This window comes from Pararhizobium sp. LjRoot238 (genome assembly GCF_964252955.1).
GTDB lineage: Bacteria > Pseudomonadota > Alphaproteobacteria > Rhizobiales > Rhizobiaceae > Pararhizobium.
In genome coordinates this window covers 1959144-1985952 of record NZ_CAXUPP020000001.1, presented here as the reverse complement: position 1 = coordinate 1985952, position 26809 = coordinate 1959144, and the positions used below count along the sequence as shown (strand labels likewise).

At 61.8% G+C, this 26809-nt stretch carries 22 protein-coding genes and 1 tRNA gene; 17 read left to right on the top strand and 6 right to left on the bottom strand.

Annotated elements, in window-relative coordinates; translation table 11 throughout:
• Positions 1-281 precede the first annotated feature (281 nt).
• The gene (locus ACSQ3F_RS09700) at positions 282-1283 is read left to right on the top strand and encodes an alpha/beta fold hydrolase (protein WP_436100027.1); all 1002 of its coding nucleotides are present in this window, start codon (positions 282-284) and stop codon (positions 1281-1283) included.
• Here the strand turns inward: ACSQ3F_RS09700 and hisN are convergent.
• The gene (gene hisN, locus ACSQ3F_RS09695; RefSeq protein ID WP_436100026.1) at positions 1272-2045 is read right to left on the bottom strand and encodes a histidinol-phosphatase; all 774 of its coding nucleotides are present in this window, start codon (positions 2043-2045) and stop codon (positions 1272-1274) included. The two genes, ACSQ3F_RS09700 and hisN, sit on opposite strands and share 12 nt — an antisense overlap.
• Between hisN and ACSQ3F_RS09690 the strand changes: the two genes are divergently transcribed.
• Positions 2044-2283, top strand: a complete 240-nt coding sequence (locus ACSQ3F_RS09690; protein WP_436100025.1) for a hypothetical protein — start codon at positions 2044-2046, stop codon at positions 2281-2283. The genes hisN and ACSQ3F_RS09690 overlap by 2 nt on opposite strands.
• Before the next feature lie 162 nt (positions 2284-2445).
• Here the strand turns inward: ACSQ3F_RS09690 and ACSQ3F_RS09685 are convergent, their stop codons facing one another.
• Positions 2446-3330, bottom strand: coding sequence for an N-formylglutamate amidohydrolase (locus tag ACSQ3F_RS09685; protein ID WP_436100024.1), 885 nt, complete (start codon positions 3328-3330; stop codon positions 2446-2448).
• Positions 3331-3524: 194 nt separating this feature from the next.
• Here ACSQ3F_RS09685 and cpdR1 point away from each other — a divergent pair, with 194 nt between their 5' ends.
• The 3 genes from cpdR1 (at position 3525) to ACSQ3F_RS09670 (ending at position 4536) form a co-directional block, all read left to right on the top strand.
• Entirely contained in the window at positions 3525-3887 is a 363-nt protein-coding gene (gene cpdR1 / locus ACSQ3F_RS09680) for a response regulator CpdR1 (protein WP_018327941.1), read from the top strand.
• A 107-nt stretch (positions 3888-3994) separates the two neighbouring features.
• Positions 3995-4069 (top strand) — tRNA-Val (locus ACSQ3F_RS09675).
• A gap of 275 nt (positions 4070-4344) precedes the next feature.
• Positions 4345-4536, top strand: coding sequence for a hypothetical protein (locus ACSQ3F_RS09670; protein WP_436100023.1), 192 nt, complete (start codon positions 4345-4347; stop codon positions 4534-4536).
• A 402-nt stretch (positions 4537-4938) separates the two neighbouring features.
• Here the strand turns inward: ACSQ3F_RS09670 and ACSQ3F_RS09665 are convergent, their stop codons facing one another.
• Positions 4939-5163: a hypothetical protein gene (locus ACSQ3F_RS09665; RefSeq protein WP_436100022.1), complete on the bottom strand. Its 225-nt coding sequence runs from the start codon at positions 5161-5163 to the stop codon at positions 4939-4941.
• 175 nt (positions 5164-5338) lie between these two features.
• On the opposite strand from ACSQ3F_RS09665, the gene ilvD reads away from it, so the two are divergent.
• The gene (ilvD, locus tag ACSQ3F_RS09660) at positions 5339-7180 is read left to right on the top strand and encodes a dihydroxy-acid dehydratase (protein ID WP_436100021.1); all 1842 of its coding nucleotides are present in this window, start codon (positions 5339-5341) and stop codon (positions 7178-7180) included.
• Positions 7181-7576: 396 nt separating this feature from the next.
• On the opposite strand, the gene ACSQ3F_RS09655 is transcribed toward ilvD, so the two are convergent.
• From ACSQ3F_RS09655 to ACSQ3F_RS09645, 3 genes are all read right to left on the bottom strand, one after another.
• Entirely contained in the window at positions 7577-7981 is a 405-nt protein-coding gene (locus ACSQ3F_RS09655) for a GFA family protein (protein WP_436100020.1), read from the bottom strand.
• Positions 7982-8262: 281 nt separating this feature from the next.
• Positions 8263-8661 (bottom strand): VOC family protein, encoded by a 399-nt coding sequence (locus tag ACSQ3F_RS09650; protein WP_436100019.1) that lies wholly within the window; start codon positions 8659-8661, stop codon positions 8263-8265.
• Between the two features lie 61 nt (positions 8662-8722).
• On the bottom strand, positions 8723-9169 hold the full coding sequence (locus ACSQ3F_RS09645; protein ID WP_436100018.1) for a MarR family winged helix-turn-helix transcriptional regulator: 447 nt from the start codon (positions 9167-9169) through the stop codon (positions 8723-8725).
• 74 nt (positions 9170-9243) lie between these two features.
• On the opposite strand from ACSQ3F_RS09645, the gene ACSQ3F_RS09640 reads away from it, so the two are divergent.
• The 11 genes from ACSQ3F_RS09640 (at position 9244) to glgA (ending at position 26807) form a co-directional block, all read left to right on the top strand.
• Positions 9244-9972, top strand: coding sequence for a DUF899 domain-containing protein (locus ACSQ3F_RS09640; protein ID WP_436102093.1), 729 nt, complete (start codon positions 9244-9246; stop codon positions 9970-9972).
• A gap of 37 nt (positions 9973-10009) precedes the next feature.
• Positions 10010-10498: a DUF1579 domain-containing protein gene (locus ACSQ3F_RS09635; RefSeq protein ID WP_436100017.1), complete on the top strand. Its 489-nt coding sequence runs from the start codon at positions 10010-10012 to the stop codon at positions 10496-10498.
• A gap of 50 nt (positions 10499-10548) precedes the next feature.
• Entirely contained in the window at positions 10549-11316 is a 768-nt protein-coding gene (locus ACSQ3F_RS09630; RefSeq protein ID WP_436100016.1) for a VOC family protein, read from the top strand.
• A 251-nt stretch (positions 11317-11567) separates the two neighbouring features.
• Positions 11568-12248, top strand: a complete 681-nt coding sequence (locus ACSQ3F_RS09625; RefSeq protein WP_436100015.1) for a redoxin domain-containing protein — start codon at positions 11568-11570, stop codon at positions 12246-12248.
• 135 nt (positions 12249-12383) lie between these two features.
• Entirely contained in the window at positions 12384-15713 is a 3330-nt protein-coding gene (locus ACSQ3F_RS09620) for a DUF2126 domain-containing protein (RefSeq protein ID WP_436100014.1), read from the top strand.
• Between the two features lie 7 nt (positions 15714-15720).
• Entirely contained in the window at positions 15721-18135 is a 2415-nt protein-coding gene (locus ACSQ3F_RS09615; RefSeq protein ID WP_436100013.1) for a circularly permuted type 2 ATP-grasp protein, read from the top strand.
• Positions 18136-18172: 37 nt separating this feature from the next.
• The gene (locus ACSQ3F_RS09610) at positions 18173-19051 is read left to right on the top strand and encodes a transglutaminase family protein (RefSeq protein WP_436100012.1); all 879 of its coding nucleotides are present in this window, start codon (positions 18173-18175) and stop codon (positions 19049-19051) included.
• Between the two features lie 259 nt (positions 19052-19310).
• On the top strand, positions 19311-21776 hold the full coding sequence (locus ACSQ3F_RS09605) for a glycogen/starch/alpha-glucan phosphorylase (protein ID WP_436100011.1): 2466 nt from the start codon (positions 19311-19313) through the stop codon (positions 21774-21776).
• A complete protein-coding gene (gene glgB / locus ACSQ3F_RS09600; RefSeq protein ID WP_436100010.1) occupies positions 21773-23983 on the top strand; it encodes a 1,4-alpha-glucan branching protein GlgB in 2211 nt (736 codons plus the stop codon). Before ACSQ3F_RS09605 ends, glgB begins: the two co-directional genes overlap by 4 nt.
• Before the next feature lie 121 nt (positions 23984-24104).
• Positions 24105-25364, top strand: a complete 1260-nt coding sequence (glgC, locus tag ACSQ3F_RS09595) for a glucose-1-phosphate adenylyltransferase (protein ID WP_436100009.1) — start codon at positions 24105-24107, stop codon at positions 25362-25364.
• A 3-nt stretch (positions 25365-25367) separates the two neighbouring features.
• The gene (glgA, locus tag ACSQ3F_RS09590) at positions 25368-26807 is read left to right on the top strand and encodes a glycogen synthase GlgA (RefSeq protein WP_436100008.1); all 1440 of its coding nucleotides are present in this window, start codon (positions 25368-25370) and stop codon (positions 26805-26807) included.
• Positions 26808-26809: the final 2 nt, after the last annotated feature.

The following is a 26809-nucleotide window of genomic DNA, read 5'->3' as shown; positions in this document are numbered from 1 at the left end:
CCGGTGGCGTTCAGCTTCCATGGGCTAGATTGCTGCTATCGGAAGACAAGGCAGGCAGTTCGGTGAACGTCCCTTCTCCCGCATGCTGCCGGCCTTCAGCCGACCGACTGTTTCTGGCCGGGAACGGTAAATCAGTCCCCCACCGTTTCCGGTCCTTTTTCTTTGACGCCCGAAACATGGGCGCCTATCCCTTGACGCGGTTGTTGCACCCTTCCTTAATCGGAATCGCATCAGTGTTATCAGCGCACGATGCAAAGACCCGCCGGACACAGACCTTGCCCATGACGCCCACCCTTCATTCCACCCCGGACAATCCGATCCCCGGCAATCACACCGTCGGCTTCTTCGAGGGCGCCGGGGCCAAGAAAATCCGTTATGCGATCTTCAAATGCGATGCGCCGGTCGCCAAGGGCACCGTCGTGCTTCTGCAGGGCCGTAACGAGTCGATCGAGAAATATGCCGAGACCATCGGCGAATTGACCGCGCGTGGCCTCTGGGTCGCGACCTTCGACTGGCGCGGCCAGGCGGGCTCGGAACGGCTGTTGAGGAAGCCGCGCCGCGGCCATGTCCGCCACTTCTGCGACTACGAGCGCGACCTCACCATTTTCCTCGACAAGATCGTGCTGCCCGATACCCGCCTGCCCTTCTTCATGCTGGCCCATTCCATGGGCGCGCTGATCGCGCTGGCGCAGGCGCCGCTGCTCGCCAGCCGCATCGATCGCCTGGCGATCCTGGCGCCCTTCGTTGCGCTTGGCGGTCAGAGCCTGGGACACGGCATGATCAGCTTTCTCGCCGCGGCCTTCAGCCTGTGTGGCTTAGGCTTCCTGCCCTTGATGCGCGACAACGGCTCGCTGCCGTTTTCGGAAAACGTGCTGACATCGGATGCCCGGCGCTTTGCCCGCAACAAGGCGCTGACCGAGACGCATCCCGAACTGGCGCTGGGGCCGCCGACCGCCCGCTGGCTGCACGAGACCTTCAAGGCGATCAAGCGCATTACAAGCCGCGAGCACCTGACGCAGATCCGGGTACCCACCATCATCCTTGCCCCGACGCGGGACCTGCTCGTGCCGCACCTTGCCGTCGAGAACCTTGCCCGCAATTTCCGCGCCGGCCAAATGATCCCCATCGACGGTGCCCGCCACGAATTGCTGCAGGAGGCCGACTACTACCGTGCCCAGGCCATCGCCGCGATCGAAGCCTTCATCCCCGGCAGCAGCGCCGACACGACAATGACGGACGCGGACGAGCCCCACGGCGAGAGCGTCGAGGACTCAGCCCTTTAGGATCGCCAGCGCCTGCTGGTGGACCTCGGCGCTGCCGGCCGCGATGATTTCGCCACCCATTTCCGCCGGCCCGCCGTTCCAGCCGGTGACGATGCCGCCGGCCTGCTCGATCAGCGGGATGAGCCCGCCGACATCGTAGGGTTTTAGGCCGCATTCGATGACTAGGTCGATATGGCCGGAGGCAAGCAGCGCGAAGGCGTAGCAATCGCAGCCGTAGCGGGCGAGTTGCACCTTGCTCTGCACGGCCTCGAAGCGGGTCTTGATGTCGCCGGTATAGAGATGCGGCGACGTGGTGAACAGGATCGCTTGGCTGAGATCGGCGCAGGGGCGTGTGGCGATCTTCCTGTTCCCGTCCCGGCCGCGATAAAACGCGTCCTTTCCGTCCGCGAAGTAGCGTTCCTCGGTAAAGGGCTGGTCCATCAGGCCCATCACCGCCTCGCCCTTGTGATAGAGGCCGATCAGCGTGCCCCAGACCGGCAGGCCGGAGATGAAGGCGCGGGTACCGTCGATCGGGTCGATCACCCAGACATAATCCCGGTCGAGCCCGACATTGCCGAACTCCTCGCCGAGAATGCCATGATCGGGAAAATGGCTTTCGATAAGGCTGCGGATCGCCGCTTCGGCGGCGCGGTCGCCTTCCGTCACCGGATCGAAACCGGCGGCCTCTTTGTTGGCAACGCTGATGCCGGTACGGAATCGCGGCAGGGTTTCCGCCTTGGCCGCGTCGGCGAGGCGGTCGAAAAATTCACGGTCCGGCAGCATGAAACCTCACGAAAATCGGGGAGAAGGTGTGCATAACCTGCTTATTGCAGATTTTTTTAAAAAAGAAGTCTGTGCCCGAAAAATAGGAAAAATGCGGCGAATTCGCCCGAGAGAAAGCGGCATGGCGCAAGAATCCCGAAGAACGTACCTCAAAAATCGCCAGAGCGCTTCGGAATCGAACGATTTTGGCAATTTTCATATGATCCCGAAATGGCGCACCGCAGCAAGAAAAGCCTGATCTCGCTTGACAATTGTGCGCTGCAATAATAACTTTTTCCTACAGTCACTTGTGGCTGTAAATACCCTCCTTGGGTGTTTCCTCCCTAGACTTAGCCGCGCCACAAGCGCGGTTTTTTTTGCCCGGATTTTGGGGCCAGATTCGGGGGAAACGGCTGCGGCGTTATTCGGCCGCGAGCGAAGAATTTCCAGCGTATTTGTCCACATGCGCCGCAAGGCCGCCGAGGAAGATGCCGATGGCGTCGGCCAGCATCGGAAAATCCTTCTTTTTCTGCAGCGTCGCCTCATCGACATAGAGACCGCGATTGATCTCGATCTGCAGGGCGTGCAGCCCGCGCGCAGGGCGGCCGTAGTGCTCGGTGATGAAGCCGCCGGCATAGGGCTTGTTGCGGGCGACGGAAAAGCCGAGATCCTGCAGCAACGAGACGGCTGTGCGCGACAGGTCGGCTGCGGCGCTGGTGCCGTAGCGGTCGCCGATGATGAAATCCGGGCGCTGTCCGGTGCCCGCCAGCCGGATATTGCCCGGCATCGAATGGCAGTCGATCAGCACCGCCAGCCCGAACTGGACATGGGTGCGGGCGATCAGCCGCCGCAGGCAGGCATGATAGGGCTTGTAGATGGTTTCGATCCGCTCGAGCGCCTCGGCGACCGGAAAGCGGCCACGGTAGATTTCCATGTTTTCCGCCACCAGCCGCGGCACCGTGCCGAGCCCGCCGGCCACCCGCATCGAGCTGATATTGGCATGCGGCGGCAACTGTCCGTCGAACATGCGCGGATCGAGTTCATAGGGTTCGCGGTTGACGTCGAGAAAGGCGCGCGGGAAATGCGCAAGCAACAGCGGCGCGCCGAGATCCGTCACCGAGCGGAACAGCTCATCGACGAAATGATCTTCCGAGCGGCGGATCGACAGGCCGTCCAAACGCGACTGCTCAAGAAAGGACTGGGTATAGATCCGGCCGCTATGGGGGGAATTGAACACAAAGGGAATGCGCTGCATCTCCGGCTCGCGAACTTCGAACTGTTCGGTTTCGCTAACGTTCTGCGCCATCGCAGCCCTTTTTTACCATGTCACAATCTTGGTGCTTCGTGTATGTTGCCAGTTGGCAGCATTCGTGTCCATAGTCGTTTCCTGCCAGTGAACGGGGCTTGACCCCGTGTCTTCACCGGATATTTACTCGCATGCGGTTTCATGAAGTCACCGCTATTCCCGACATCGACACGTAAGGTGCAACGGCTTTATCCATGAGTCCAAAAATTCTCCTCGCCGAAGACGACAACGACATGCGCCGCTTCCTGGTGAAAGCCCTGGAAAAGGCCGGCTACAAGGTGTTGTCCTTCGACAATGGCGCAAGCGCCTACGACCGGCTGCGCGAAGAACCGTTCTCGCTCCTTCTGACCGACATCGTCATGCCCGAAATGGACGGCATCGAGCTTGCCCGCCGGGCGACCGAACTCGATCCGGATCTGAAAGTGATGTTCATCACCGGCTTTGCCGCCGTCGCACTGAACCCCGATTCGAAGGCTCCGAAGGACGCGAAGGTGCTGTCCAAGCCGTTCCACCTGCGCGATCTCGTCGACGAAGTGAACAAGATGCTGGCCGCCTGAGCCCGGTTTGCAAGGCGTCCACAGGGTCGCAAAACTTCCTGTCAAAAAGCCGATAAAAGCCTATTGACGCCACAAGAGGTTTTGTGATCTATGCGCCGACATCGGATGGGCGTGTAGCTCAGCGGGAGAGCACTACGTTGACATCGTAGGGGTCACAGGTTCAATCCCTGTCACGCCCACCATCCGATCCCACTGATATCGTTTATGTTTCTGGCTCCTTCGGGAGCCTTTTACATATGCCGGCAGGTTCAAGGAACCTTATCAGGCATGCTCAACGGCTCTGCCGTATATGTCAGCGCATCGAACCCCTGAATGACCGACAAGAACCGCTCCCATTCTGGGACAGGATTTATCCTTTGCTAAGGACTTTCATCGTTTCCGGTATTCTTGACACTTCTCATCAATATTGGGCGATCTATAATCTCCACTAGCCGCATGATGCGGCTGAATGGAGAGCATGATGCCCAAAACCGTGGCCAAGAAATTAGCCGCTGATCCAAACGTCGGGACTGAAGAGCTGGAGGCAGCAGTTGACTATATGACAGAAAAGCTCATTGAAGCTGCCCTCCGGAACGCCCCGGCGCCTTTTCTTACTTATCGCAACAAAATGATTTTTGAGACGACATTGAAAATTCGGCAGAGAAGATGATCTGCCGTTCTTAGCACAAGCAAAATGAGCCCTCCAGGACGATGGATATGGTCTGCGACTAGCCCCCGCACGCCAGATCGTCAGACGTTCAGCCCTGCGCAGGCCGCCGTTCGATTGTGGGTCCCACAGCCGAGCGGCGGCCTCGTGCGGCGATCACGTCATCGGTCGAGCCCGCCGGGTACGCGGCTGGCCGGGAACGTGACGTCCATGCGCCGCCCGGATCGACCGCCCGCGCGACCCGCTCGCCATGGTTCGCAGGATCTGTGGCGCCGTCATGCGGGCGGCCAGAATAGGGACATCGCCGATGCGCCGAACAGGGATTATCTCGCCGGCCGCAAAAGCCCGCTGGTATAGAAGGGAAAACCCCTCCCGGTTGCCAGAGAGGGGGGACTTGAAGAATGTTTAGGTGATGAAATTGCCGGGTTGCAAAGTGTCCAGCCCTGGCAGTAGAGAGTGAAACAACGAATCGTGCATCCCCCAAATGGGGTAGAGGTTTGTCAGAAACCCGTCATGGAAATCAAAAGGTTGGTGCAGACCGCGTTCCTCGTCGCGCGCCGCTGCGAGCGTGCGTAAATTCTGCGGCGCCGTTGCAGCGACAACCCCGGCCATCTGGCGCGAGCGCGTCATTTGTCGGGCGATCCCCTTCGCAAGACCGGTTCAACGCTCGGCCGCCGAAAAAACACGAAATATTGTTACGAAAATCGTGACGCGGGCGCAGTTTTGCGATAGGAACCGCTGCAATTATAAGCCCTGCTCCCCATATCTGCCGCTACCCCAGGCTTAACGTTCAAGGAAGACGTCCATGCCCGCCTATCGCTCCCGTACCACCACCCACGGCCGCAACATGGCCGGCGCTCGCGGCCTGTGGCGCGCAACGGGCATGAAGGACAGCGATTTCGGCAAGCCTATCATCGCCGTGGTCAACTCGTTCACGCAGTTCGTGCCGGGCCACGTCCACCTCAAGGACCTTGGCCAGCTGGTTGCGCGCGAGATCGAAGCAAACGGCGGCGTCGCCAAGGAATTCAACACGATCGCCGTCGATGACGGTATCGCCATGGGCCATGATGGCATGCTCTATTCGCTGCCGTCGCGCGAATTGATCGCCGATAGCGTCGAATACATGGTCAACGCCCACTGTGCCGACGCCATGGTCTGCATCTCCAACTGCGACAAGATCACCCCCGGCATGCTGATGGCGTCGCTGCGCCTCAACATTCCGGTCATCTTCGTCTCCGGCGGCCCGATGGAAGCCGGCAAGGTCGTGCTCTCCGACGGCAAGATCCACGCGCTCGACCTGGTCGACGCCATGGTTGCCGCTGCCGATGACAAGGTCTCCGACGAGGACGTCAAGGTCATCGAGCGCTCCGCCTGCCCGACCTGCGGCTCCTGCTCCGGCATGTTTACGGCCAATTCGATGAACTGTCTGACCGAGGCGCTCGGCCTGTCGCTGCCTGGCAACGGCTCGACGCTCGCCACCCATTCCGACCGCGAAAAGCTGTTCCTGCGCGCCGGCAGAGAGATCGTATCGCTCGCCAAGCGCTATTACGAAGCGGAGGACGTCACCGCCCTGCCGCGCACGATCGCGAGCAAAGGCGCATTCGAAAACGCCATGGCGCTCGATATCGCCATGGGCGGCTCGACAAACACCGTGCTGCACATCCTCGCCGCCGCCCACGAAGGCGAAGTCGACTTCACCATGGATGACATCGACCGGCTGTCGCGCAAGGTGCCGTGCCTGTCGAAGGTCGCTCCGGCCAAGGCTGACGTTCATATGGAAGACGTGCACCGCGCCGGCGGCATCATGGCGATCCTCGGCGAACTCGATCGGGCGGGCCTGTTGAACAGGGACCTGCCGACGGTTCATTCGAAGACGCTCGCCGAAGCGCTGGCGACCTGGGATATCGCCGTCACCGACAACAAGGCAGCGCTCGAGCTGTTCAGCGCAGCCCCCGGCGGCGTACCGACGCAGGTCGCCTTCAGCCAGAGCGCGCGCTGGAAGGAACTCGATCTCGACCGCGAAAAGGGCGTCATCCGCGACGCGCAGCATCCCTTCTCCAAGGATGGCGGCCTGGCCGTTCTCAAGGGCAACATCGCCCTCAACGGCTGCATCGTGAAGACGGCCGGTGTCGATGAATCGATCCTGAAGTTCTCAGGCCCCGCCCGCGTCTTCGAAAGCCAGGACGCTTCCGTCAAGGCGATCCTTGCCAACGAGATCAAGGCCGGCGACGTCGTCGTCATCCGTTATGAAGGCCCGAAGGGCGGTCCGGGCATGCAGGAAATGCTCTATCCGACCAGCTACCTGAAGTCGAAGGGTCTCGGAAAGGCCTGCGCGCTGATCACCGACGGCCGCTTCTCCGGCGGCACATCCGGCCTGTCAATCGGCCATGTCTCGCCGGAAGCCGCCAACGGCGGCCTGATCGGCATCGTCCGCGAAGGCGACATGATCGACATCGACATCCCCAACCGGACGATCTCGCTGCGCGTCGACGAAGCCGAAATCGCCACCCGCCGCGCCGAACAGGACGCCAAGGGCTGGAAGCCGGTCGAGCAGCGCAAGCGCAAGGTCACGACGGCGCTGAAGGCCTACGCCGCCTTCGCCACCTCCGCCGACCGCGGCGCGGTGCGCGACCTCGGCGACCACTGACGAACAAGGGCTCCTGCGGGAGCCCTTTGTTTTTGTCGGGTTCACGTTTCAACTGAGGACCGATGGGCGTCGCTCGCTTCGCTTTCCCGACGCTTCTTGTCTGCAACCGGGGCCTCCCACCCCCGTCTTCCCTGTGCTTGTCACAGGGATCCAGCCTCCGCGCGTCCGCGCGGTGAGAAGACTATCCTCCACGTGGCCGCAAGCAAAGTCATTCGCGCCGCCGACGCGGCGCGGCTGGATTCCTGTGACAAGCACAGGAATGACGGAGGGGATAAACGAGCCCCGGAACATTACAACATGACGGCATGTCAACTCACGACGATGAACTGAACGCACCGCGGGTCGCAGCAATATTCGACACCTGCGCTTCGCCACCCAACCCGGCGCCCCGCCCCTTCACAAATGCCGCGTCTCCGCCGGCGTGTTCCACCAGGCATTGTTGCGGCCGTCGGAATAGGTCACCGGTGCTTCAGCCAGCACGGAAGGATCGACATCGTCGAGACAGGCGACGTTGATCGAGACGAAGGCGCCGCCGATCTCCTCGACGTAACCATCGCTGAAGGGCGCAACGCCACAGGTGCGACAGAAGCGGTGATGCCCGCTCATCGTCCCGAACTGGTAGTCGGACAGTTCGTCCGCGCCCGACAGCAAACGGAAATCCTCCGGCTTGATCAATGCGCCCCAAGCACGCCGCTTGGTGCAGATCGAGCAGTTGCATTTGCCCGTTCCCGCATCGAGATCGATATCGGCCGCAAACCGCACCTTGCCGCAATGGCAGCTTCCCTTGTAGGTCATTTTCATCCCGGCTCTCCCTTGCCTGATGCGTCAGAACGACCTCGCCCGGCTGAAGGCGAAAGGTCGCAGCTAGAGCGGGATGCCGAAAAGTGTGCGCGGTTTTCGGGCGACATCCCGCTAACTTTTTGATTAAGAGCCGCCCGGCAATTTGCGCGGGGATCACAAGACGCGCCGCAGGCTCCGCATCACCGGTGAGAATGACAGAGAGCGATCAGTCTTGCCACAAAAACAAAGGGCGCCAACCAAAGCCGGCGCCCCGTCAAGATCAATTGCAAAAGCCGAGCCGGTCATTTCGCCTGCTGCGGCTCCATATAGGCGAGTTCCCAGACATGGCCGTCCGGATCCTGGAAGCTGCAGCCATACATGAAGCCGTAGTCCATGACCGGCCGCCATTCCTTGCCGCCCAGCGACAGGGCCTTTGCCAGCGTCTCGTCCACCTCCTGGCGGCTGCCAGCGGAGAGTGCGGTCAGCACTTCCGTCACTTTGCTCGTATCGCTGATCTCGTCGATGATGAATTCCTTGAAGCGTGCCTCATGCATCAGCATGACGAAGATATTTTCCTCGACGATCATGCAGAGCGTTTCTTCATTGGAATATTCCGGGTTAAAACTGAAACCGAGCCCGCTGAAAAATGCTTTCGAACGCGAAACGTCCTTGACCGGCAGGTTCACGAAAATCATCCTCATTGACAGTCTCCTCTTTGGTTATGGGGATTGCCCGCCTCCTCCGGCGGAAATGGAATGGCGCTCAGGCGAGCGCCAGAAGATCAGTGCGCAGCCGGTCCGGCGCGCCGTCGCCCAGCGCCTCGTCGACATCGGCATGCGTTTTCGTCCAGATCGGCACCGCCTTTGCGAGCAGGGCATGTCCCGCAGGCGTCAGCTTCATGCGCCGCAGGCGGCGATCCTTGTTGTCGGTCATCGTTTCCAAAAGCCCCCGCTTCTCCAGCGGCTTCAGCGCCGCCGTCAGCGTCGTCCGGTCCATGGCGAGCAGATGGGCGACGGGGCCCATGCCCGGCGGCTCCGGCCGGTTGAGCGACATCAGCAGCGAAAACTGCCCGTTGGTCAGGTCGAGGGGCCGCAGCGCCTCGTCGAATTTCCGCGCTAAGGCCCGTGCCGCTCTTTGTACATGAAGGCACAGGCATGTGTCGCGCACATGAAGGGTGGTCTCGAAAGGAATGACGACAGGCTTTGACATGGCGCAATAATGTTGATATCAACGTATTTAGTCAAGCGGAAACGAAACGCGATTTCTGAGGAGGAAGAACGATGTTGAGCAATCCGGTTGTATCCCGCGAAGAATGGCTTAAAGCCCGCAAGGCCCTGCTCGCGCAGGAAAAGGAAGAAACACACCGGCGCGACAAGATCCGGGCCGCGCGGCAGAACCTGCCCTGGGTCAAGATCGACAAGAGCTATACATTCGACACGCCGACTGGAAAGAAGACGCTCGCCGACCTGTTTGACGGCCGCAGCCAGCTGATGATCTACCACTTCATGTTCGGTCCCGACTGGGAAGCAGGCTGCCCCGGCTGCTCCTTCCTCGCCGACCATATCGACGGCACCCTTGCCCATCTCAACAACCACGACGTGACCTTCGTCGCCGTTTCCCGTGCGCCGCTCGCCAAGATCGAGGCCTACAAGAAGCGCATGGGCTGGAAATTCCCCTGGGTCTCGTCCTTCGGCAGCGATTTCAACTTCGATTTCCACGTCTCCTTCACCAAGGAAGAATTGGACGGCGGCAAGGTCTTCTACAATTTCACTGAAATGTCCGGAGATCAGGCCAATGACGAGCTGCCGGGCATGAGCGCCTTTAGCCGCGACCCGGCCGGCAACGTCTATCATACCTATTCCGACTATGCCCGCGGCGGCGAGGAGATCCTGACAACGCTTATGATCCTCGACCGGGCGCCAAAAGGCCGCAATGAGACGTCAACATTGAGCTTCGTGAAGCGCCACGACGAATATGAGGACACGTCCCAGGCACAATCCTGCTGCGCCTGACCGATAAAATCGCACCGAGAATGAGGAGGCCGATGCGATGAAAGCGGAAATTCTTGAGGAACACCGGTGGCTGGAGCAGCTGACGGGCAGGTGGCGCGTGAGCTTCGACATGCCCGCTGCCACCGGCGAACAGGCATCCGAGGGAGCATGGCTTGAGGAGACCCGCTCCCTTGGCGGCGCCTGGATCGTCTCTGAGACGACCGGGATCATGCCGGACGGCAGCAAAGCGACGAACATCATGACGCTTGGCTACGATCCTGCAAAAAAACGCTATGTCGGCTCTTTCGTCAGTTCGGTGATGACCTATCTCTGGGTCTACGAAGGCACGCTCGATGAGACCGGCAAGGTGCTGACGCTCGACTGCGAAGGCCCCGACTTCGAGGGCACCGGCGGGACGGCGCACTATCAGGACATCATTACCATCAAGGACGAGAACACGAGGAATCTCTCGTCCCGCACCCAGAATGCCGACGGCACTTGGAAGCCTGTCATGTCTTCCGACTACAACCGAATATCCGCGGCCTGACGATCTGTTTCGGCCACGCGGCGTCCAAAAACACCAGGAGGAGAAATGCGATGAGCAATGCACACGGCAAGTTCGTCTGGTACGAACTGATGACCACCGACACCAAGGCGGCCGAGGAGTTCTACGACGCTGTCGTCGGCTGGACGTCCGAGGATTCCGGCATGGCCGGCGCCGGCTACACGCTTTTCCAGGCGGACGGCGTGCGCGTTGCCGGCCTGATGACGATGCCCGAGGGCGCCTTGAAGATGAATGCCCCGCCGGCCTGGATCGGCTATATCGGCGTCGATGACGTCGATGAAGCGGCAAAGCAGATCGCCGAGCTCGGCGGCAAGGTGTTTCGCGAGCCCGAGGATATTCCGACCATCGGCCGCTTCGCCGTCGTCGCCGATCCGCACGGCGCGGTTTTTGCCCTCTTTAGGGGCACGGGCGAAATGCCCGAACTCGCGCAAAACGCCAATGGCAATGTCGGCTGGCACGAGCTGATGGCCGGCGACCTCGCCGTCGAATTCCCCTTCTACCAGAAAATGTTCGGCTGGGGTAAGGACGAGGCGATGGATATGGGCCCAATGGGCGTCTACCAGATCTTCACCCACAACGGCGCGCAGATCGGTGGCATGATGACGAAGACGCCGGAAATCCCTGCCCCCTATTGGGGATACTATTTCAACGTCGATGGCCTTGATGCAGCGGTCGAACGGGCAACCTCGCGTGGCGCGAAGATCATCATGGGTCCGATGGAAGTGCCCGGCGGCGCCTGGGTGATCGGCGGTGTCGATCCGCAGGGCGCCCATTTCAGCCTGGTGTCGATGAAGCGCTGAAACTTCGCTTCCGCAGGACGCGCCGGCAGATCCCTGCCTGCGCGTCGTCGCGCTATTGGGTCGCAGCTGCCACAAGCGACGACTATCGGCCCATCGCGGTAGCTCAGGAACCGGCGAATGCATGTCGCCCAAAAGTTCCAGCGCCGAACCACGCTCCGCGACCTCAACATCGAGCGCGGTGCCGTCTTGCGACACGTGATATGGTCGAATTTCCGTCGTCCACCTGAACGACACAACAAAGGAAATATTCCATGGGGGACCAGATACGCCCGCTGCGACCGGGAGAGCCCGCGCCGGCATTCGCCCTTCCCGCGGCCAACGTCGAAGGATTGGTCTCTCTCGACAACTTGCGTGGCCGCGCGTTCCTGATCGGCTTCTTTCGCGGCCTGCACTGCCCGTTCTGCCGGCGTCAGCTCGGGCAGCTTGCCAGCCTACAGCCCACCATGCGCGCCGCCGGGGTGGAGACCCTGGCCGTGATCAACACGCCGGTGGAACGCGCCCGCCTGTATTTCCGCTACCAGCCGACGCCGGTCACGCTTCTGTGCGACCCGGATTGCCACACGCACCGGGCCTTTGGCGTGCCGCGTGGCGAGTTCTTACCCGATGGCAGCTGCGAGCCGCCCGAATGGCCCTATCGCGCGACCATGGCGCAATTTAAGGCGGCACGCATCAACCCTACCGGCGAGCTGCCGGAACCTCTACAGCCGATGGAAGCCAACACCGTCCTCAACGCCAAGGACGGCTTCGAGCTTGACGAAGCCGATCATGCGATCTTGGCGAACCACGGCACTCAGCTCGTCGGGCATTTCCTGATCGATGCAGCCGGCGTCGTCGGCTGGGCGCAAATCGAGGCGCGCGACGACCCGAACAACCTCTGCATCTTCCCGACCCCGGCACAAATCATCGCTGCCGTTGGCAGCCTTGAACGCTAGCACATCGTCGCTTTAAATACCCCTCGGGGGAAATGAATCTTCCCTGGAAGAATTCAGCCTTGCAATCTTTCTTCGCATTGCACAAAGTCTCTCGAATGATGGCAAAGACCCATCATCGAGGGGATAAAAATCCGCATGGCGATCAAAGCAAGTATTCATCACCTGACGCACTATAAATACGACAAGCCGGTTCGGCTCGGGCCTCAGATCATCCGGCTGAAACCGGCGCCGCATTCCAAGACCAAGGTGATCAGCCACTCCCTCAAGGTCTCGCCGTCCAATCATTTCGTCACGCTGCAGCAGGATCCCTACGGCAACTACCTGTCGCGCTATGTCTTTCCCGATCCAGTCACCGAGCTGAAGATCGAGGTCGATCTGATTGCGGACATGACGGTCTACAATCCATTCGATTTCTTTATCGAGGAAGAGGCCGAGACATTCCCCTTCCAGTACCCCGAGGATATTCGCGACGACCTGAAAATCTACATGCAGCCGGAGCCGATGACCCCGGCGCTGGCCGACTATGTCGCGTCCATCGACCTGACGCCGTTGCGAACCATCGATTTCATCGTCGGCCTCAACGCCCGCCTGCAGCAGACCGTCAACTACGTCATCCGCATGGAACCCGGCGTCCAGACCCCGGAACAGACGCTGCAGCTGGCGCTCGGCTCCTGCCGCGATACGAGCTGGCTGCTCGTTCAGATCCTGCGCAATATCGGCCTCGCCGCCCGCTTCGTGTCGGGCTACCTGATCCAGCTTGCGCCGGACCTGAAAGCCCTCGACGGACCGTCCGGCACCGAAGTCGATTTTACCGACCTGCATGCCTGGTGCGAGGTCTATATCCCCGGCGCCGGCTGGGTCGGCCTCGATCCGACCTCCGGTCTGCTGACCGGTGAAAGCCATATTCCGCTTTCCGCCACCCCACATTACAGGAACGCCGCGCCGATCTCTGGCGAGCTCTATGGCGATGCGAACACGACGTTCGAATTCGACATGAAGGTGGCGCGCGTCGCCGAACATCCACGCATCACCAAGCCATTTTCCGAGGAAAGCTGGCAGGCGCTGAATGCGCTCGGCGAGCATGTCGACAAAGTGCTGAACGGCAGCGACGTGCGCCTTACCATGGGCGGAGAGCCGACCTTCGTCTCGATCGACGATTTCGAATCGGAGGAATGGAACACCGGCGCCGCCGGCCCGACCAAGCGCGACAAGGCCGACCAACTGATCCGCAGGTTGCGCGAACGCTTCGCCCCCGGCGGTTTCCTGCATTACGGCCAGGGCAAGTGGTATCCGGGCGAAAGCCTGCCACGCTGGACCTTCTCGCTCTACTGGCGCAAGGACGGCAAGCCGATATGGCATGATCCAAAGCTCATTGCAGCCGAAGGGCAGGACACCAAGGTGAGCGACAAGGAGGCCGAGGCACTCCTGACCGGTATCGCCGCCGAACTCGAGATCGAGCCCGACATGATCATCCCGGCCTTTGAGGACCCGGCGGAATGGATCATCAAGGAAGGCAGCCTGCCGGAAAACGTCGACCCCTCCAATTCGAAGCTCGAAAGCCCGGAAGAGCGCGCCCGTATCGCCAAGGTCTTCGAGCGCGGCCTGACGACCCCGACCGGCTATATCCTTCCTGTTCAGGCCTGGAACGCCAAGGCGAGCGGACCCAGGTGGGTCAGCGAGAGATGGCGCACCCGCCGCGGCAAGATTTTCCTCATCCCCGGCGATTCGCCCATCGGCTTCCGCATGCCGCTCGGAACCCTGCCTTACGTGCCGCCATCGCAATATCCTTATATCCACCAGGCCGACCCCTCCATCCCGCGCGACGTGCTGCCAGACTATAGCCCGCCCGCTCGCGCCTTGGCCGAGGCGTCTCGCAAGGCGAGCGAACCGCAGCAGGACCGCAACGAGCAGAATATCGCGGGATCAACGGGCGATATCCGCGGCGCCGTGCGCACCGCGCTCAGCGTCGAGCCGCGCGACGGCCGCCTCTGCGTCTTCATGCCGCCGGTGGAGCGCATCGAGGACTATCTCGACCTGATTGCCGCCGCAGAAAAGGCCGCCTCCGATCTCGGCCTGCCGATCCATATCGAAGGCTATACGCCGCCGCAGGACGAGCGCATCAACGTCATGCGCGTCGCGCCCGATCCAGGCGTCATCGAAGTCAACATCCACCCGGCCTCCAACTGGCAGGATTGCGTTGCCATCACCACGGCGATCTATGAGGAAGCCCGCCTCACCCGCCTTGGCGCCGACAAGTTCATGATCGACGGCCGCCACACCGGCACCGGCGGCGGCAACCATGTGGTGGTCGGCGGCGACAATCCGAACAACAGCCCCTTCCTGCGTCGTCCGGATCTCTTGAAAAGCCTGATCCTGCATTGGCAGCGGCATCCGTCGCTGTCCTATCTCTTCTCCGGCATGTTCATAGGCCCGACCAGCCAGGCGCCGCGCATCGATGAAGCCCGCCACGACACGCTCTACGAGATGGAAATCGCCATGGCGCAGGTGCCGCTGCCCGGCATGGCGCAGCGCCCCTTGCCTTGGGTGGTCGACCGTCTATTCCGCAATCTCTTGACCGACGTAACCGGTAATACCCACCGGTCGGAAATCTGCATCGACAAGCTGTTTTCGCCGGATGGCCCGACCGGCCGCCTTGGCCTCGTCGAGTTCCGCGGCTTCGAAATGCCGCCGAACGCCCGCATGAGCCTTGCCCAGCAATTGCTGGTGCGTGCCCTCGTCGCCCGCTTCTGGCAGAACCCGGCCGAGGGCAGGCTCGTCCGCTGGGGTACGGCGCTGCACGACCGTTTCATGCTGCCGCATCACGTCTGGCAGGATTTCCTCGACGTGCTCGCCGACCTCCGCTCCAACGGCTTCTACCTCAGACCGGAATGGTTCGAGGCCCAGCTCGAATTCCGCTTCCCCTTCTGCGGCGAGGTTGAATACGAGGGCGCCAGGCTCGAACTGCGACAGGCGCTGGAGCCGTGGCATGTGACCGGCGAACAGGGCGCCGTTGGCGGCACCGCGCGTTATGTCGACAGTTCGGTCGAACGCCTGCAGGTCAGGCTGGAGACGGCCAATCCGGAGCGCTACACAGTTGCCTGCAACGGCCGTGCGCTGCCGCTTACCAAAACAGGAATAAACGGTGTCTCCGTTGCCGGCGTGCGCTACAAGGCCTGGCAGCCGGCGTCGGGTTTGCACCCGACTCTGCCGGTTAACACGCCGCTTACATTCGACATTTATGATACATGGTCACGGCGTTCGATCGGCGGCTGCATTTATCATGTTGCCCACCCGGGCGGACGCAGTTACGACACGTTCCCGGTGAATGGCAACGAGGCGGAAGCCCGCAGGCTGGCCCGCTTCGAGCCGTGGGGTCACACGGCCGGCGCTTACGCCCTCGTGCCGGAAACCCCATCAGCGGAATTTCCCCTGACGCTCGATTTGCGGCGTCCGGCAGGAGTGTAAGGCCTAAATGTCAAAGAAGCAGACGGCGGAAGCGACACGTGCGGAGAACCGGGCCGAAAACGACCCGGTTTTCGGCTATCGCGCGCTTCCCGGCATTGCCGATGAAATGCTCGACACGCACGGCAATGTCCGGCCGGTCTGGCAGCACCTTCTCTCCACCATCGGCCGCATGGACGAGACGGAGCTTGCCAACCGCTTCGCCCGCGCCGACCGCTATCTGCGCGACGCCGGCGTCTTTTACCGGGCCTATGGCACGAAGGAGAATTCGGAGCGCAGCTGGCCGCTGTCCCACGTTCCGGTCCTGATCGACGACGTGGAGTGGCAGGCTGTCTCGAAGGGCCTCGTTCAGCGCGCCGAGCTGCTGGAGCGCGTCGCAGCCGATATCTACGGTCCCAACCGGCTTGTCGCCGAAGGCTTCCTGCCGCCATCACTGGTCGCCGGCAATCCGGAATTCCTGCGCCCGATGGTCGGCGTGCTTCCCGCCGACGGCCATTACCTGCATTTCTGTTCCTTCGAGATCGGCCGAGGGCCGGACGGCAATTGGTGGGTGCTGTCGGATCGCACCGAGGCCCCCTCGGGCGCTGGGTTCGCGCTTGAAAACCGGGTGGCGACCACCCGCGCCTTTTCCGATCTCTATGCCGAAACGCACGTCCATCGCCTTGCCGGCTTCTTCGGCGCCTTCCGCGATACGCTGCAGTTGCGCAAGAAGCACCCGGACGACCGCATCGCCGTCCTGACACCAGGCGTCGCCAACGAGACCTATTTCGAGCACGCCTATATCGCCCGCTACCTCGGCTTCATGCTGCTCGAGGGCGAGGACCTGACCGTTATCGACGGCCGCGTCATGGTTCGCACCGTCGCCGGCCTGAAACCCGTCGGCGTGCTCTGGCGCCGCCTCGACGCCGCCTTCGCCGATCCGCTGGAGCTCAACCAGGGCTCGCAAATCGGCACGCCCGGCATGGTCGAAGCGCTGCGCTCCGGCTCGGTCTCGATCGTCAACTCGCTCGGCTCCGGCATCCTCGAAACCCGCGCCTTCCTAGCTTTCCTTCCGAAGATCTGTCGCCATTTGCTGGACGAAGACCAGATCCTGCCGAGCATCGCCACCTGGTGGTGCGGCCAGCAGCCGGAGCGCGATCAGGTCGCCCAAAACATCGAGAAGATGGTGATCGGCCCCGCCTATTCCACCAGGCCGTTCTTCGACGACAATGGCCGCTCTGTTCTCGGATCGACGCTGCGCGATACCGCCAAGGTCTCCGTTTCGGAATGGCTGCAGAGCGACGGTCCGCAACTCGTCGGCCAGGAAGTCGTGACGCTGTCGACAGCGCCTGCATGGGTCAACGGCAAGCTGACGCCGCGGCCGATGAGCTTGCGCGTCTACGTTGCCCGCACCCGCGATGGCTGGCAGGTCATGCCGGGCGGCTTTGCCCGCATCGGCTCCGGCGCCGATGCGGCGGCGATCGCCATGCAGGCGGGCGGTTCGGCAGCCGATGTCTGGATCGTCAGCCAGAAACCGGTGGAGCTTATGACGCTCCTGCCGGCCGAGGAGAGCTTCATCCGCATCCTGCCCGGCAGTCTGCCGAGCCGCGCGGCCGACAATCTCTTCTGGCTCGGCCGCTATATCGAGCGGGCGGAAGGCGCGCTGCGCATCCTGCGCGCCTGGCACGGACGGTTTGCCGAAACCGCCAATACCGAAATGCCGCTTTTGAAGGACATCACCGATTATCTGGCCGGTCTCGATATCGATACCAGGCAAGCGGTGCCCGAAAGCCTGGTCACCAATGTCAACAGCGCGCTATTTTCCGCCAGCAACATCCGCGACCGTTTCTCGGCCGATGGCTGGCTGGCGCTCAACGATCTCGCCAAGACCGCCCGCAAGTTCCAGTCGACGGTGCAGGCGGGCGACGACGCCACGCATGCGATGACGATCCTGTTGCGCAAGCTCGCGGGCTTTGCCGGTCTCGTCCATGAAAACATGTACCGCTTCACCGGCTGGCGCTTCCTGTCGATCGGCCGCTATCTCGAGCGCGGCCTGCACATGACCCGGCTGCTTGGCCATATGTCGGGCGAGGACGCGCCGGATGGCGCCTATGACATGCTGCTTGAAATCGGCGACAGCGTCATGACCCACCGCCGGCGCTACAACGTCAACACCGCGGCACTGACGGTAACAGACCTTCTCGCCCTCGATCCGCTCAACCCGCGCTCGATCCTCTACCAGTTGAACGAGATCAAGACCGAGGTCGAGCAACTGCCGAACGCCTTCTCGAACGGCCAGATGTCGCCCTTCTACCGCGAAGCCATGCGCCTCCATGCCGGTCTCGCCGTCATGACCCCGGAAGCCATGAACGCTCTGGTCTACAATCGCCTCGAACAGGAACTGGGGCGCTTCTCCGATATCCTCGCGCAAACCTATCTCGGATAGGATATGACAGACCTGCTGCGCCGAAACTGAGAATTCCATGCTCTACGACATCAATCTGCGGATCACCTATACCTACGAAGTGCCGGTTTCCGGCGGCAGGCATGTCGTGCGCGTGCTGCCCGTCTCGCTGCCGGACCGCCAGCGGCTGGTGGCAGGCACGGTCACCTGCACGCCAGGCCCGGAGGAACGCAGGGACAGCGTCGATTTCTTTGCCAATCCCTCGACGTCGATCCTGTTTCGCAAGCAGCATGAAAAACTGGTGATCCGCATGCAGGCGCGCGTGCAGCTCGAGCCCCAGCCGCTGACTGCCGATTTTTCGCCGGACCTTGCGGCCTTCCCCGCCGAGATCGCCACTGTCTGGTCGCTCGACGCCAATTCGCCGCATCATTTCCTTGGCGCCAGTCCGCGCCTGCCCGAGGATATGGCGATTGCTTCCTATGCACGTGGCGTCGCCAAGCCGGGCATGACCATCTGCCAGATCGCAACCGCGATCTGCGCCGAGATCCACCAGGATTTCACCTACGACCCGAAGGCGACCACCGTCGACACGACACCACGCGAGGCCTTCAAGCTGAAGCGCGGCGTCTGCCAGGATTTCACCCATGTGATGATCACCGCGCTGCGCAGCCTCGGTATCCCCGCAGGCTATGTCAGCGGCTTTCTCAGAACCATCCCGCCGCCGGGCAAGGAACGTCTCGAAGGTGCCGATGCCATGCATGCCTGGGTGCGTTTCTGGTGCGGCACCACCATCGGCTGGCTGGAACTCGATCCCACCAACAATATTTTGGCCGGAATGGATCACATCGTCGTCGGCCACGGCCGCGACTATAGCGACGTGGCACCCGTCATTGGTGTGCTGAAAAGCTACGGATCGCACAAGACGGAGCAGGCCGTGGACGTCATTCCGTTGCAGTGATTTGAACGGGAATGCCTTCGACACTGCCAACCAGCCAGTCCGGCCAAAGGCCCGCCTCGAAAAATCGCAGCCGGCCCTTTCGCGTTTTCCACAATGCCTGCAGGCATTTGCAAGCCGTTTGGTAAGCCGCCCCCATCCAATTTTCATCTTATTGAAAACGCTATTGCAAGCGCTTCGTATCGGTGCATAAATCGTTTATATGCCCCGTTGGTGTTCGCCTCCGGTCTCCCAAACCGCAAGCAGAGGGTAAACCTTTTTTATGATCGATCGTTTGCACAACGAAAAGATTCCAAGCGCCGCCCCCCGCGCATCGAACTCCGAAGTCCTCGCCCAGGAAATCATCGAGCGTCTCACCTACCGTATCGGCAAGGACCCGAAAGTCGCCAAACCGCACGACTGGTTGACTGCCGCGATCCTGGTTGTGCGCGACCGCATTACCGACAACTGGATGGAATCGACGCGCAAGACCTATGCCACCAATGCCAAGCGCGTCTATTACCTATCGCTCGAATTCCTCATCGGCCGCCTGATGCGCGATGCCGTCACCAATATCGGCCTGATGGACGAACTGCGCGAGGCGCTCGCCTCGTTCGGCGTCGATCTCGACGTCATCGCGACGCTGGAGCCGGATGCGGCGCTGGGCAATGGCGGCCTCGGCCGTCTCGCAGCCTGTTTCATGGAATCGATGGCGACCGTGGACATCCCGGCCTATGGCTACGGCATCCGCTACGTCCACGGCCTCTTCCGCCAGCAGATGGCCGACGGCTGGCAGGTCGAACTGCCGGAAACCTGGCTTGCTCACGGTAACCCCTGGGAGTTCGAGCGCCGCGAAAGCTCCTATGAAATCGGCTTCGGTGGCTCGGTCGAAACCGTCAATGTCGACGAGGAAGTGACCCGTTACGTCTGGAAGCCGGCCGAGCGCGTCATCGCGACCGCCTGCGATACGCCGGTGGTCGGCTGGCGTGCCAAGCGCGTCAACACGCTGCGCCTGTGGACCGCCCATCCGATCGACCCGATCCTGCTCGACGCCTTCAATGCCGGCGACCACATCGGCGCGCTTCGCGAAAGCAACAAGGCAGAAAGCCTCGCCCGCGTGCTCTATCCGGCCGACGCCACTCCGGCCGGCCAGGAATTGCGCCTGCGCCAGGAGTTCTTCTTCTCCTCCGCGTCTTTGCAGGACATCCTGCGCCGCCATCTTCAGCAATATCCGGATTTCACGTCGCTGCCGGACAAGGTCGCCATCCAGCTCAACGATACGCACCCGGCCGTATCGGTTGCCGAGCTCGTTCGCCTGCTGACCGACGTTCACGGAATGGATTTCGAAGCCGCCTGGGATATCGCCCGCCACACCTTCTCCTACACCAACCACACGCTGCTGCCCGAAGCGCTCGAAACCTGGCCAGTGCCGCTGTTCGAGCGCCTTTTGCCGCGCCACATGCAGATCGTCTACGCGATCAACGCCAAGATCCTGCTCGAGGCCCGCAGGCAGAAGGCCCACAGCGACCAGGAAGTCCGCAACATCTCGTTGATCGACGAGAGCGGCGATCGCCGGGTGCGCATGGGCAATCTTGCCTTTGTCGGCTCGCACTCGATCAACGGCGTTTCGGCCCTTCATACCGAACTGATGAAGGAAACCGTCTTCGCCGATCTGCACCGGCTCTATCCGGAACGCATCAACAACAAGACCAACGGCATCACCCCGCGCCGCTGGCTGATGCAGTGCAATCCGGAACTCGTGACGCTGATCCGCGGTGCCATCGGCGACGAATTCATGGACAATACCGAGGCGCTGCAGGCACTCGACCCCTTCGCCGACAAGCCGGATTTCCAGGAGAAATTCGCAAGGATCAAGCGTGCAAACAAGGTCAAGCTCGCCCAATTGGTCCAGAGCCGCATGGGGATAAGGCTCGATCCGTCGGCGATGTTCGACATCCAGATCAAGCGTATCCACGAATACAAGCGCCAGCTGCTCAACATCGTCGAGGCGATCTCGCTCTACGACCAGATCCGCTCGCATCCGGAAAAGGACTGGGTGCCGCGGGTGAAACTCTTCGCCGGCAAGGCGGCGCCGAGCTATCACAATGCCAAGCTGATCATCAAGCTCGCCAACGACGTGGCCAAGGTGATCAACAACGACCCTGCCGTGCGCGGCCTTTTGAAGGTCGTCTTCATCCCGAACTACAACGTCTCGCTCGCCGAGATCATGGTCCCCGCCGCCGACCTGTCGGAACAGATTTCGACCGCCGGCATGGAAGCGTCTGGAACCGGGAACATGAAGTTCGCGTTGAACGGCGCGCTGACCATTGGAACGCTGGATGGCGCCAATGTCGAAATGCGCGACTGGGTCGGCGAGGAGAACATCAAGATCTTCGGAATGACCGCGGAAGAGGTCGCCAAGGTACGCGCCGAGGGTCACAATCCCCGCGCCATCATCGAGCAGTCGCGCGAACTCTCCCAGGCATTGCAGGCCATCGCCTCAGGTGTTTTCTCGCCGGATGATCGCAATCGCTTCTCCGGCCTGATCGACGGCATCTACAATCACGACTGGTTCATGGTGGCGGCCGATTTCGACGCCTATGCCAAGGCCCAGCGTGAAGTGGATGCGATCTGGACGGACACAGCCAGCTGGTATTCCAAGACCATCCGCAACACCGCGCGCATGGGCTGGTTCTCCTCCGACCGTACAATCCGGCAATATGCCGGGGAAATCTGGAGAGCCGGATGACAGTAGTGCCGAAAGACGCCACGCCTGCCGTTCCGTCAGCCAGTCTGTCGGCGGAAGAGATTGCGGCGATCCTCGCTGGCACCCACAACAATCCGTTTGCCGTTCTCGGCGTGCATCCGGCGGGCAAGGACTTCGTCGCCCGCTGCTTCATCCCCGGCGCCGAAACGGTGACAGTGGAGACATTGGCCGGCAAGGAGATCGGCACGCTTGCCCGTCGGGACGATGCCGGCTTCTTCGAAGGCCCCGTCGCCACCAAGAAGATCCAGCCGGTCCGCTACCGCGCCCGCAACGAGGGCGGCGAATGGATCGTCACCGATCCCTACAGCTTCGGCCCCGTGCTTGGGCCGATGGACGACTACTACATCCGCGAAGGCTCGCACCTGCGGCTCTTCGACAAGATGGGCGCACATCCGCTGAAGCATGACGGCGCCGACGGCTTTCACTTCGCCGTCTGGGCGCCGAATGCGCGGCGCGTCTCCGTCGTTGGCGATTTCAACAATTGGGATGGCCGCCGCCATGTCATGCGGTTGCGCCAGGACACCGGCATCTGGGAAATCTTCCTGCCGGATATCCAGGCCGGCGCGATCTACAAATACGAGATCGTCGGCAAGAATGGTGAAGTCCTGCCCCTGAAGGCCGATCCCTTCGCGCGGCGCTCGGAACTACGCCCGAAGAATGCGTCGATGACGACGGGCGAAATCGCGCAGGACTGGGAAGACGCGGCGCACCGGGCGCATTGGGCAAGCGTCGACGCCCGGCGCCAGCCGATTTCGATCTACGAGGTTCACGCTGCCTCCTGGCAGCGCCGCGACAATGGCGACATGCTCTCCTGGGACGAGCTCGCAGACCGGCTGATTCCCTATTGCGTCGACATGGGCTTCACCCATATCGAGTTCCTGCCCGTCACCGAATATCCCTTCGATCCGTCCTGGGGATACCAGACGACCGGCCTTTATTCGCCGACCGCCCGCTTCGGCGAGCCGGAGGGTTTTGCCCGCTTCGTCAACGGCGCCCACAAGGTCGGCATCGGCGTCATCCTCGACTGGGTGCCGGCGCATTTCCCGACGGATGCCCATGGCCTGCGCTGGTTCGACGGCACCGCCCTTTACGAGCACGAGGATCCCCGTCAGGGCTACCACCCGGACTGGAACACCGCGATCTACAATTTCGGCCGCGCCGAGGTGTTTTCCTACCTCGTCAACAATGCGCTCTACTGGGCCGAGAAGTTCCATCTCGACGGCCTGCGCGTCGATGCCGTTGCCTCGATGCTTTACCTCGACTATTCGCGCAAGCATGGCGAATGGGTGCCGAACGAGTATGGTGGCAACGAGAACCTCGATACGGTCCGCTTCCTGCAGACGATGAACAGGCAAGTCTACGGCAGCCATCCCGGCATCATCACCATCGCCGAGGAATCCACCTCCTGGCCGAAGGTCTCAGCCCCGGTTCATGTCGGCGGCTTAGGCTTCGGCTTCAAGTGGAACATGGGCTTCATGCACGACACGCTGCAATATTTCCAGCGCGAGCCGATCCACCGCAAGCACCACCACAACGACCTGACCTTCGGCCTGCTCTACGCCTTCAGCGAGAATTTCGTGCTGCCGCTCTCCCATGACGAAGTGGTGCACGGCAAGGGTTCGCTGATCGCCAAGATGGCCGGCGACGACTGGCAGAAGTTCGCCAATCTGCGCGCATACTACGGCTTCATGTGGGGTTATCCCGGCAAGAAGCTCCTGTTCATGGGCCAGGAATTCGCCCAGTGGCGCGAATGGTCTGAAGACCGCGCGCTCGACTGGAACCTACTCGAATATCCGCTGCACGAGGGCATGCGCCGGCTGGTGCGCGACCTGAACGGCACCTATCGCAACAAGGCGTCGCTGCATGCGCGCGACTGCGAGGGCGAGGGCTTCGAGTGGCTGATCGCCGACGACCGCGAAAACTCCGTCTTTGCCTTCCTGCGCAAGGCGCCCGGCGAAAAACTGATCGCCGTCGTCAGCAACTTCACGCCGGTCTACCGGGAAAATTATACCATACCGCTGCCTGTCGAGGGGCGGTGGAAGGAAATCCTCAACAGCGACGCCGAGATTTACGGCGGCAGCGGCAAGGGTAACGGAGGCGCCGTCCAGGCAACGAAAAACAGCGCAGGCGTCATCACGGCCACCATCACCCTGCCGCCCTTGGCGACATTGATGCTGGAGCAGGATTAGCGCGTTGCAAGGCGGGCCGCAGGGCCTGACCGGGCGACACGTAAGAAGAATATTTGGAGAGGACACTGTTCCAAAGGACGGCGGAACCGCTCCGGGAACCATACTATCGGGAGGAAAATCAATGGAAAAACGAATACAGCCCCTCGCCCGTGACGCAATGGCCTATGTCCTTGCCGGCGGCCGCGGAAGTCGCCTGAAGGAACTGACCGACCGCCGCGCCAAGCCTGCGGTCTATTTCGGCGGCAAGGCCCGCATCATCGACTTCGCGCTGTCGAATGCGATGAACTCCGGTATCCGCCGCATCGGCGTCGCGACGCAGTACAAGGCACATTCGCTGATCCGCCACCTGCAGAACGGCTGGAACTTCTTCCGCCCCGAGCGAAACGAAAGCTTCGACATCCTGCCCGCCTCGCAGCGCGTTTCCGAAACGCAGTGGTACGAAGGCACCGCGGACGCCGTCTACCAGAACATCGACATCATCGAGGATCACGGCGTCGAGTACATGGTCATCCTCGCCGGCGACCATATCTACAAGATGGACTACGAACTCATGCTGCAGCAGCATGTCGATTCCGGCGCCGACGTCACCATCGGCTGCCTGGAAGTGCCGCGCATGGAAGCGACCGGCTTCGGCGTCATGCATGTCGACGACAAGGACCAGATCATCGCCTTCGTCGAAAAGCCGGCCGATCCGCCAGGCATTCCCGGCAATCCGGAAATGGCGCTGGCCTCGATGGGCATCTACGTCTTCCACACCAAATTCCTGATGGACGTGCTGCGCCGCGATGCCGCCGACCCCTCTTCCAGCCGCGATTTCGGCAAGGACATCATCCCCTACATCGTCCAGAACGGCAAAGCCGTCGCCCACCGTTTCAACCAGTCCTGCGTCCGCTCCGATTTCGAGAGCGAGGCCTACTGGCGCGACGTCGGCACGATCGACGCCTACTGGCAGGCCAATATCGACCTGACACACGTGACGCCCGAACTCGACATCTACGACAGCACCTGGCCGATCTGGACCTTCGCGGAAATCAAGCCGCCGGCAAAGTTCGTTCATGACGACGAGAACCGCCGCGGCTCGGCAACCTCTTCGCTCGTCTCCGGCGACTGCATCATTTCCGGCGCATCGCTGAACCGCAGCATGCTGTTCACCGGCGTCCGCGTGAATTCCTTCTCGCGTCTCGACGGTGCGGTGATCCTGCCCAACGTCAAGATCGGCCGGCACGCGCAGCTGAAGAACGTCGTCATCGACAGCCGCGTCGTCATCCCCGAAGGCCTCGTCGTCGGCGACGACCCGGAATTCGACGCCAAGCGCTTCCGCCGTTCGGAAAACGGCATCTGCCTGATTACCCAGGCGATGATCGACAAGCTGGACATGTGAGGCATGGAGGTTCTTTCCGTCGCATCGGAAGTCTTTCCGCTGGTCAAGACAGGGGGTCTCGCCGACGTGGCGGGCGCCCTGCCGGCGGCCTTGAATCCGCACGGCGTCCGCATGCGTACGCTGATGCCGGGCTATCCGATCGTCATGCACAAGCTCAAGAAGCCGCAAAAGATCGGCGGCTTCGACAATCTCTTCGGTTATCCCGCCTCGGTCCTCGCCGTCGATCATGAGGGCCTCGACCTTCTCGTCCTCGACGCGCCGGAACTGTTCGATCGCGACGGCGGCCCCTATGTCGACAAGGCAGGCCTGGACTACACCGACAATTTCCGCCGTTTCGCGGCACTTTCCCTGACCGCAGCCGAGATCGCGGGGGGACTTCTGCCGAGCTGGAAGCCGGAACTCGTTCACGTGCACGACTGGCAGGCGGCGCTGACCCCGGTCTACATGCGCTTTGGCCCGGCCCATGGAATGCCGGTGGTGCTCACCATCCACAACATCGCCTTCCAGGGCCAGTTCGGGCCGGAGGTCTTCCCTCAGCTTGCGCTGCCGCCGGAGGCCTTCTCCATCAGCTTCGTCGAATATTTCGGCGATGTCGGCTTCCTCAAGGGCGGTCTGCAGACGGCGAACGCCGTCACCACCGTCAGCCCCTCCTATGCCCAGGAAATCCTCACCCCGGAATTCGGCATGGGCTTCGAGGGCCTGCTGACGACGCGCCTTTCCCATCTGAGCGGCATCGTCAACGGTATCGACACCAGCGTCTGGGACCCGCAGACCGACACGCATATCGCCGAAAACTATGGCCCGACGTCGCTAAAAAAACGCGAGAGCAATCGCAAGGCCCTGTCGGCCCATTTCGGCTTCGACAACACGCCTGGCCCGATCTTCTGCGTCGTCAGCCGGCTCACCTGGCAGAAGGGCATGGACGTGCTCGCCGAAGTGATCGACGACATCGTCGATAATGGCGGCAAGCTTGCCGTGCTCGGCTCCGGCGATCCCTCGCTTGAAAGCGCCTTCCTGACCGCCGCCGCACGCCATCCCGGCCGCATGGGCATGGTCACCGGCTATAACGAGCCGCTGTCGCACCTGATGCAGGCCGGCGCCGATGCCATCCTCATTCCGTCACGCTTCGAGCCCTGCGGCCTCACCCAACTCTACGGGCTGCGCTACGGCTGCGTACCGATCGTCGCCCATACCGGCGGCCTTGCCGATACGATCATCGACGCAAACGAGGCAGCCCTTGCTGCCAAGGTCGCCACCGGTTTCCAATTCTCGCCAGTTTCTGCTGCGAGCTTACGCCAGGCGCTTCGGCGCGCATTTACCGCCTATCGGCAACCGAAAGTCTGGGCCCGCCTCCAGGCCCAGGGCATGAAATCAGACGTTTCCTGGGATTTGAGCGCGCATCGTTATGCCGATCTCTATTCCAGTCTCCTTGCGAAAGGCTAAGA

Coding starts and splice junctions, on each gene's coding strand:
- ACSQ3F_RS09700 (WP_436100027.1), top strand. CDS start 282: ATGACGCCCACCCTTCATTCCACCCCGGACAATCCGATCCCCGGCAAT.
- ACSQ3F_RS09690 (WP_436100025.1), top strand. CDS start 2,044: ATGAAACCTCACGAAAATCGGGGAGAAGGTGTGCATAACCTGCTTATT.
- hisN (WP_436100026.1), bottom strand. CDS start 2,045: ATGCTGCCGGACCGTGAATTTTTCGACCGCCTCGCCGACGCGGCCAAG.
- ACSQ3F_RS09685 (WP_436100024.1), bottom strand. CDS start 3,330: ATGGCGCAGAACGTTAGCGAAACCGAACAGTTCGAAGTTCGCGAGCCG.
- cpdR1 (WP_018327941.1), top strand. CDS start 3,525: ATGAGTCCAAAAATTCTCCTCGCCGAAGACGACAACGACATGCGCCGC.
- ACSQ3F_RS09670 (WP_436100023.1), top strand. CDS start 4,345: ATGATGCCCAAAACCGTGGCCAAGAAATTAGCCGCTGATCCAAACGTC.
- ACSQ3F_RS09665 (WP_436100022.1), bottom strand. CDS start 5,163: ATGACGCGCTCGCGCCAGATGGCCGGGGTTGTCGCTGCAACGGCGCCG.
- ilvD (WP_436100021.1), top strand. CDS start 5,339: ATGCCCGCCTATCGCTCCCGTACCACCACCCACGGCCGCAACATGGCC.
- ACSQ3F_RS09655 (WP_436100020.1), bottom strand. CDS start 7,981: ATGAAAATGACCTACAAGGGAAGCTGCCATTGCGGCAAGGTGCGGTTT.
- ACSQ3F_RS09650 (WP_436100019.1), bottom strand. CDS start 8,661: ATGAGGATGATTTTCGTGAACCTGCCGGTCAAGGACGTTTCGCGTTCG.
- ACSQ3F_RS09645 (WP_436100018.1), bottom strand. CDS start 9,169: ATGTCAAAGCCTGTCGTCATTCCTTTCGAGACCACCCTTCATGTGCGC.
- ACSQ3F_RS09635 (WP_436100017.1), top strand. CDS start 10,010: ATGAAAGCGGAAATTCTTGAGGAACACCGGTGGCTGGAGCAGCTGACG.
- ACSQ3F_RS09630 (WP_436100016.1), top strand. CDS start 10,549: ATGAGCAATGCACACGGCAAGTTCGTCTGGTACGAACTGATGACCACC.
- ACSQ3F_RS09625 (WP_436100015.1), top strand. CDS start 11,568: ATGGGGGACCAGATACGCCCGCTGCGACCGGGAGAGCCCGCGCCGGCA.
- ACSQ3F_RS09620 (WP_436100014.1), top strand. CDS start 12,384: ATGGCGATCAAAGCAAGTATTCATCACCTGACGCACTATAAATACGAC.
- ACSQ3F_RS09615 (WP_436100013.1), top strand. CDS start 15,721: ATGTCAAAGAAGCAGACGGCGGAAGCGACACGTGCGGAGAACCGGGCC.
- ACSQ3F_RS09610 (WP_436100012.1), top strand. CDS start 18,173: ATGCTCTACGACATCAATCTGCGGATCACCTATACCTACGAAGTGCCG.
- ACSQ3F_RS09605 (WP_436100011.1), top strand. CDS start 19,311: ATGATCGATCGTTTGCACAACGAAAAGATTCCAAGCGCCGCCCCCCGC.
- glgB (WP_436100010.1), top strand. CDS start 21,773: ATGACAGTAGTGCCGAAAGACGCCACGCCTGCCGTTCCGTCAGCCAGT.
- glgC (WP_436100009.1), top strand. CDS start 24,105: ATGGAAAAACGAATACAGCCCCTCGCCCGTGACGCAATGGCCTATGTC.
- glgA (WP_436100008.1), top strand. CDS start 25,368: ATGGAGGTTCTTTCCGTCGCATCGGAAGTCTTTCCGCTGGTCAAGACA.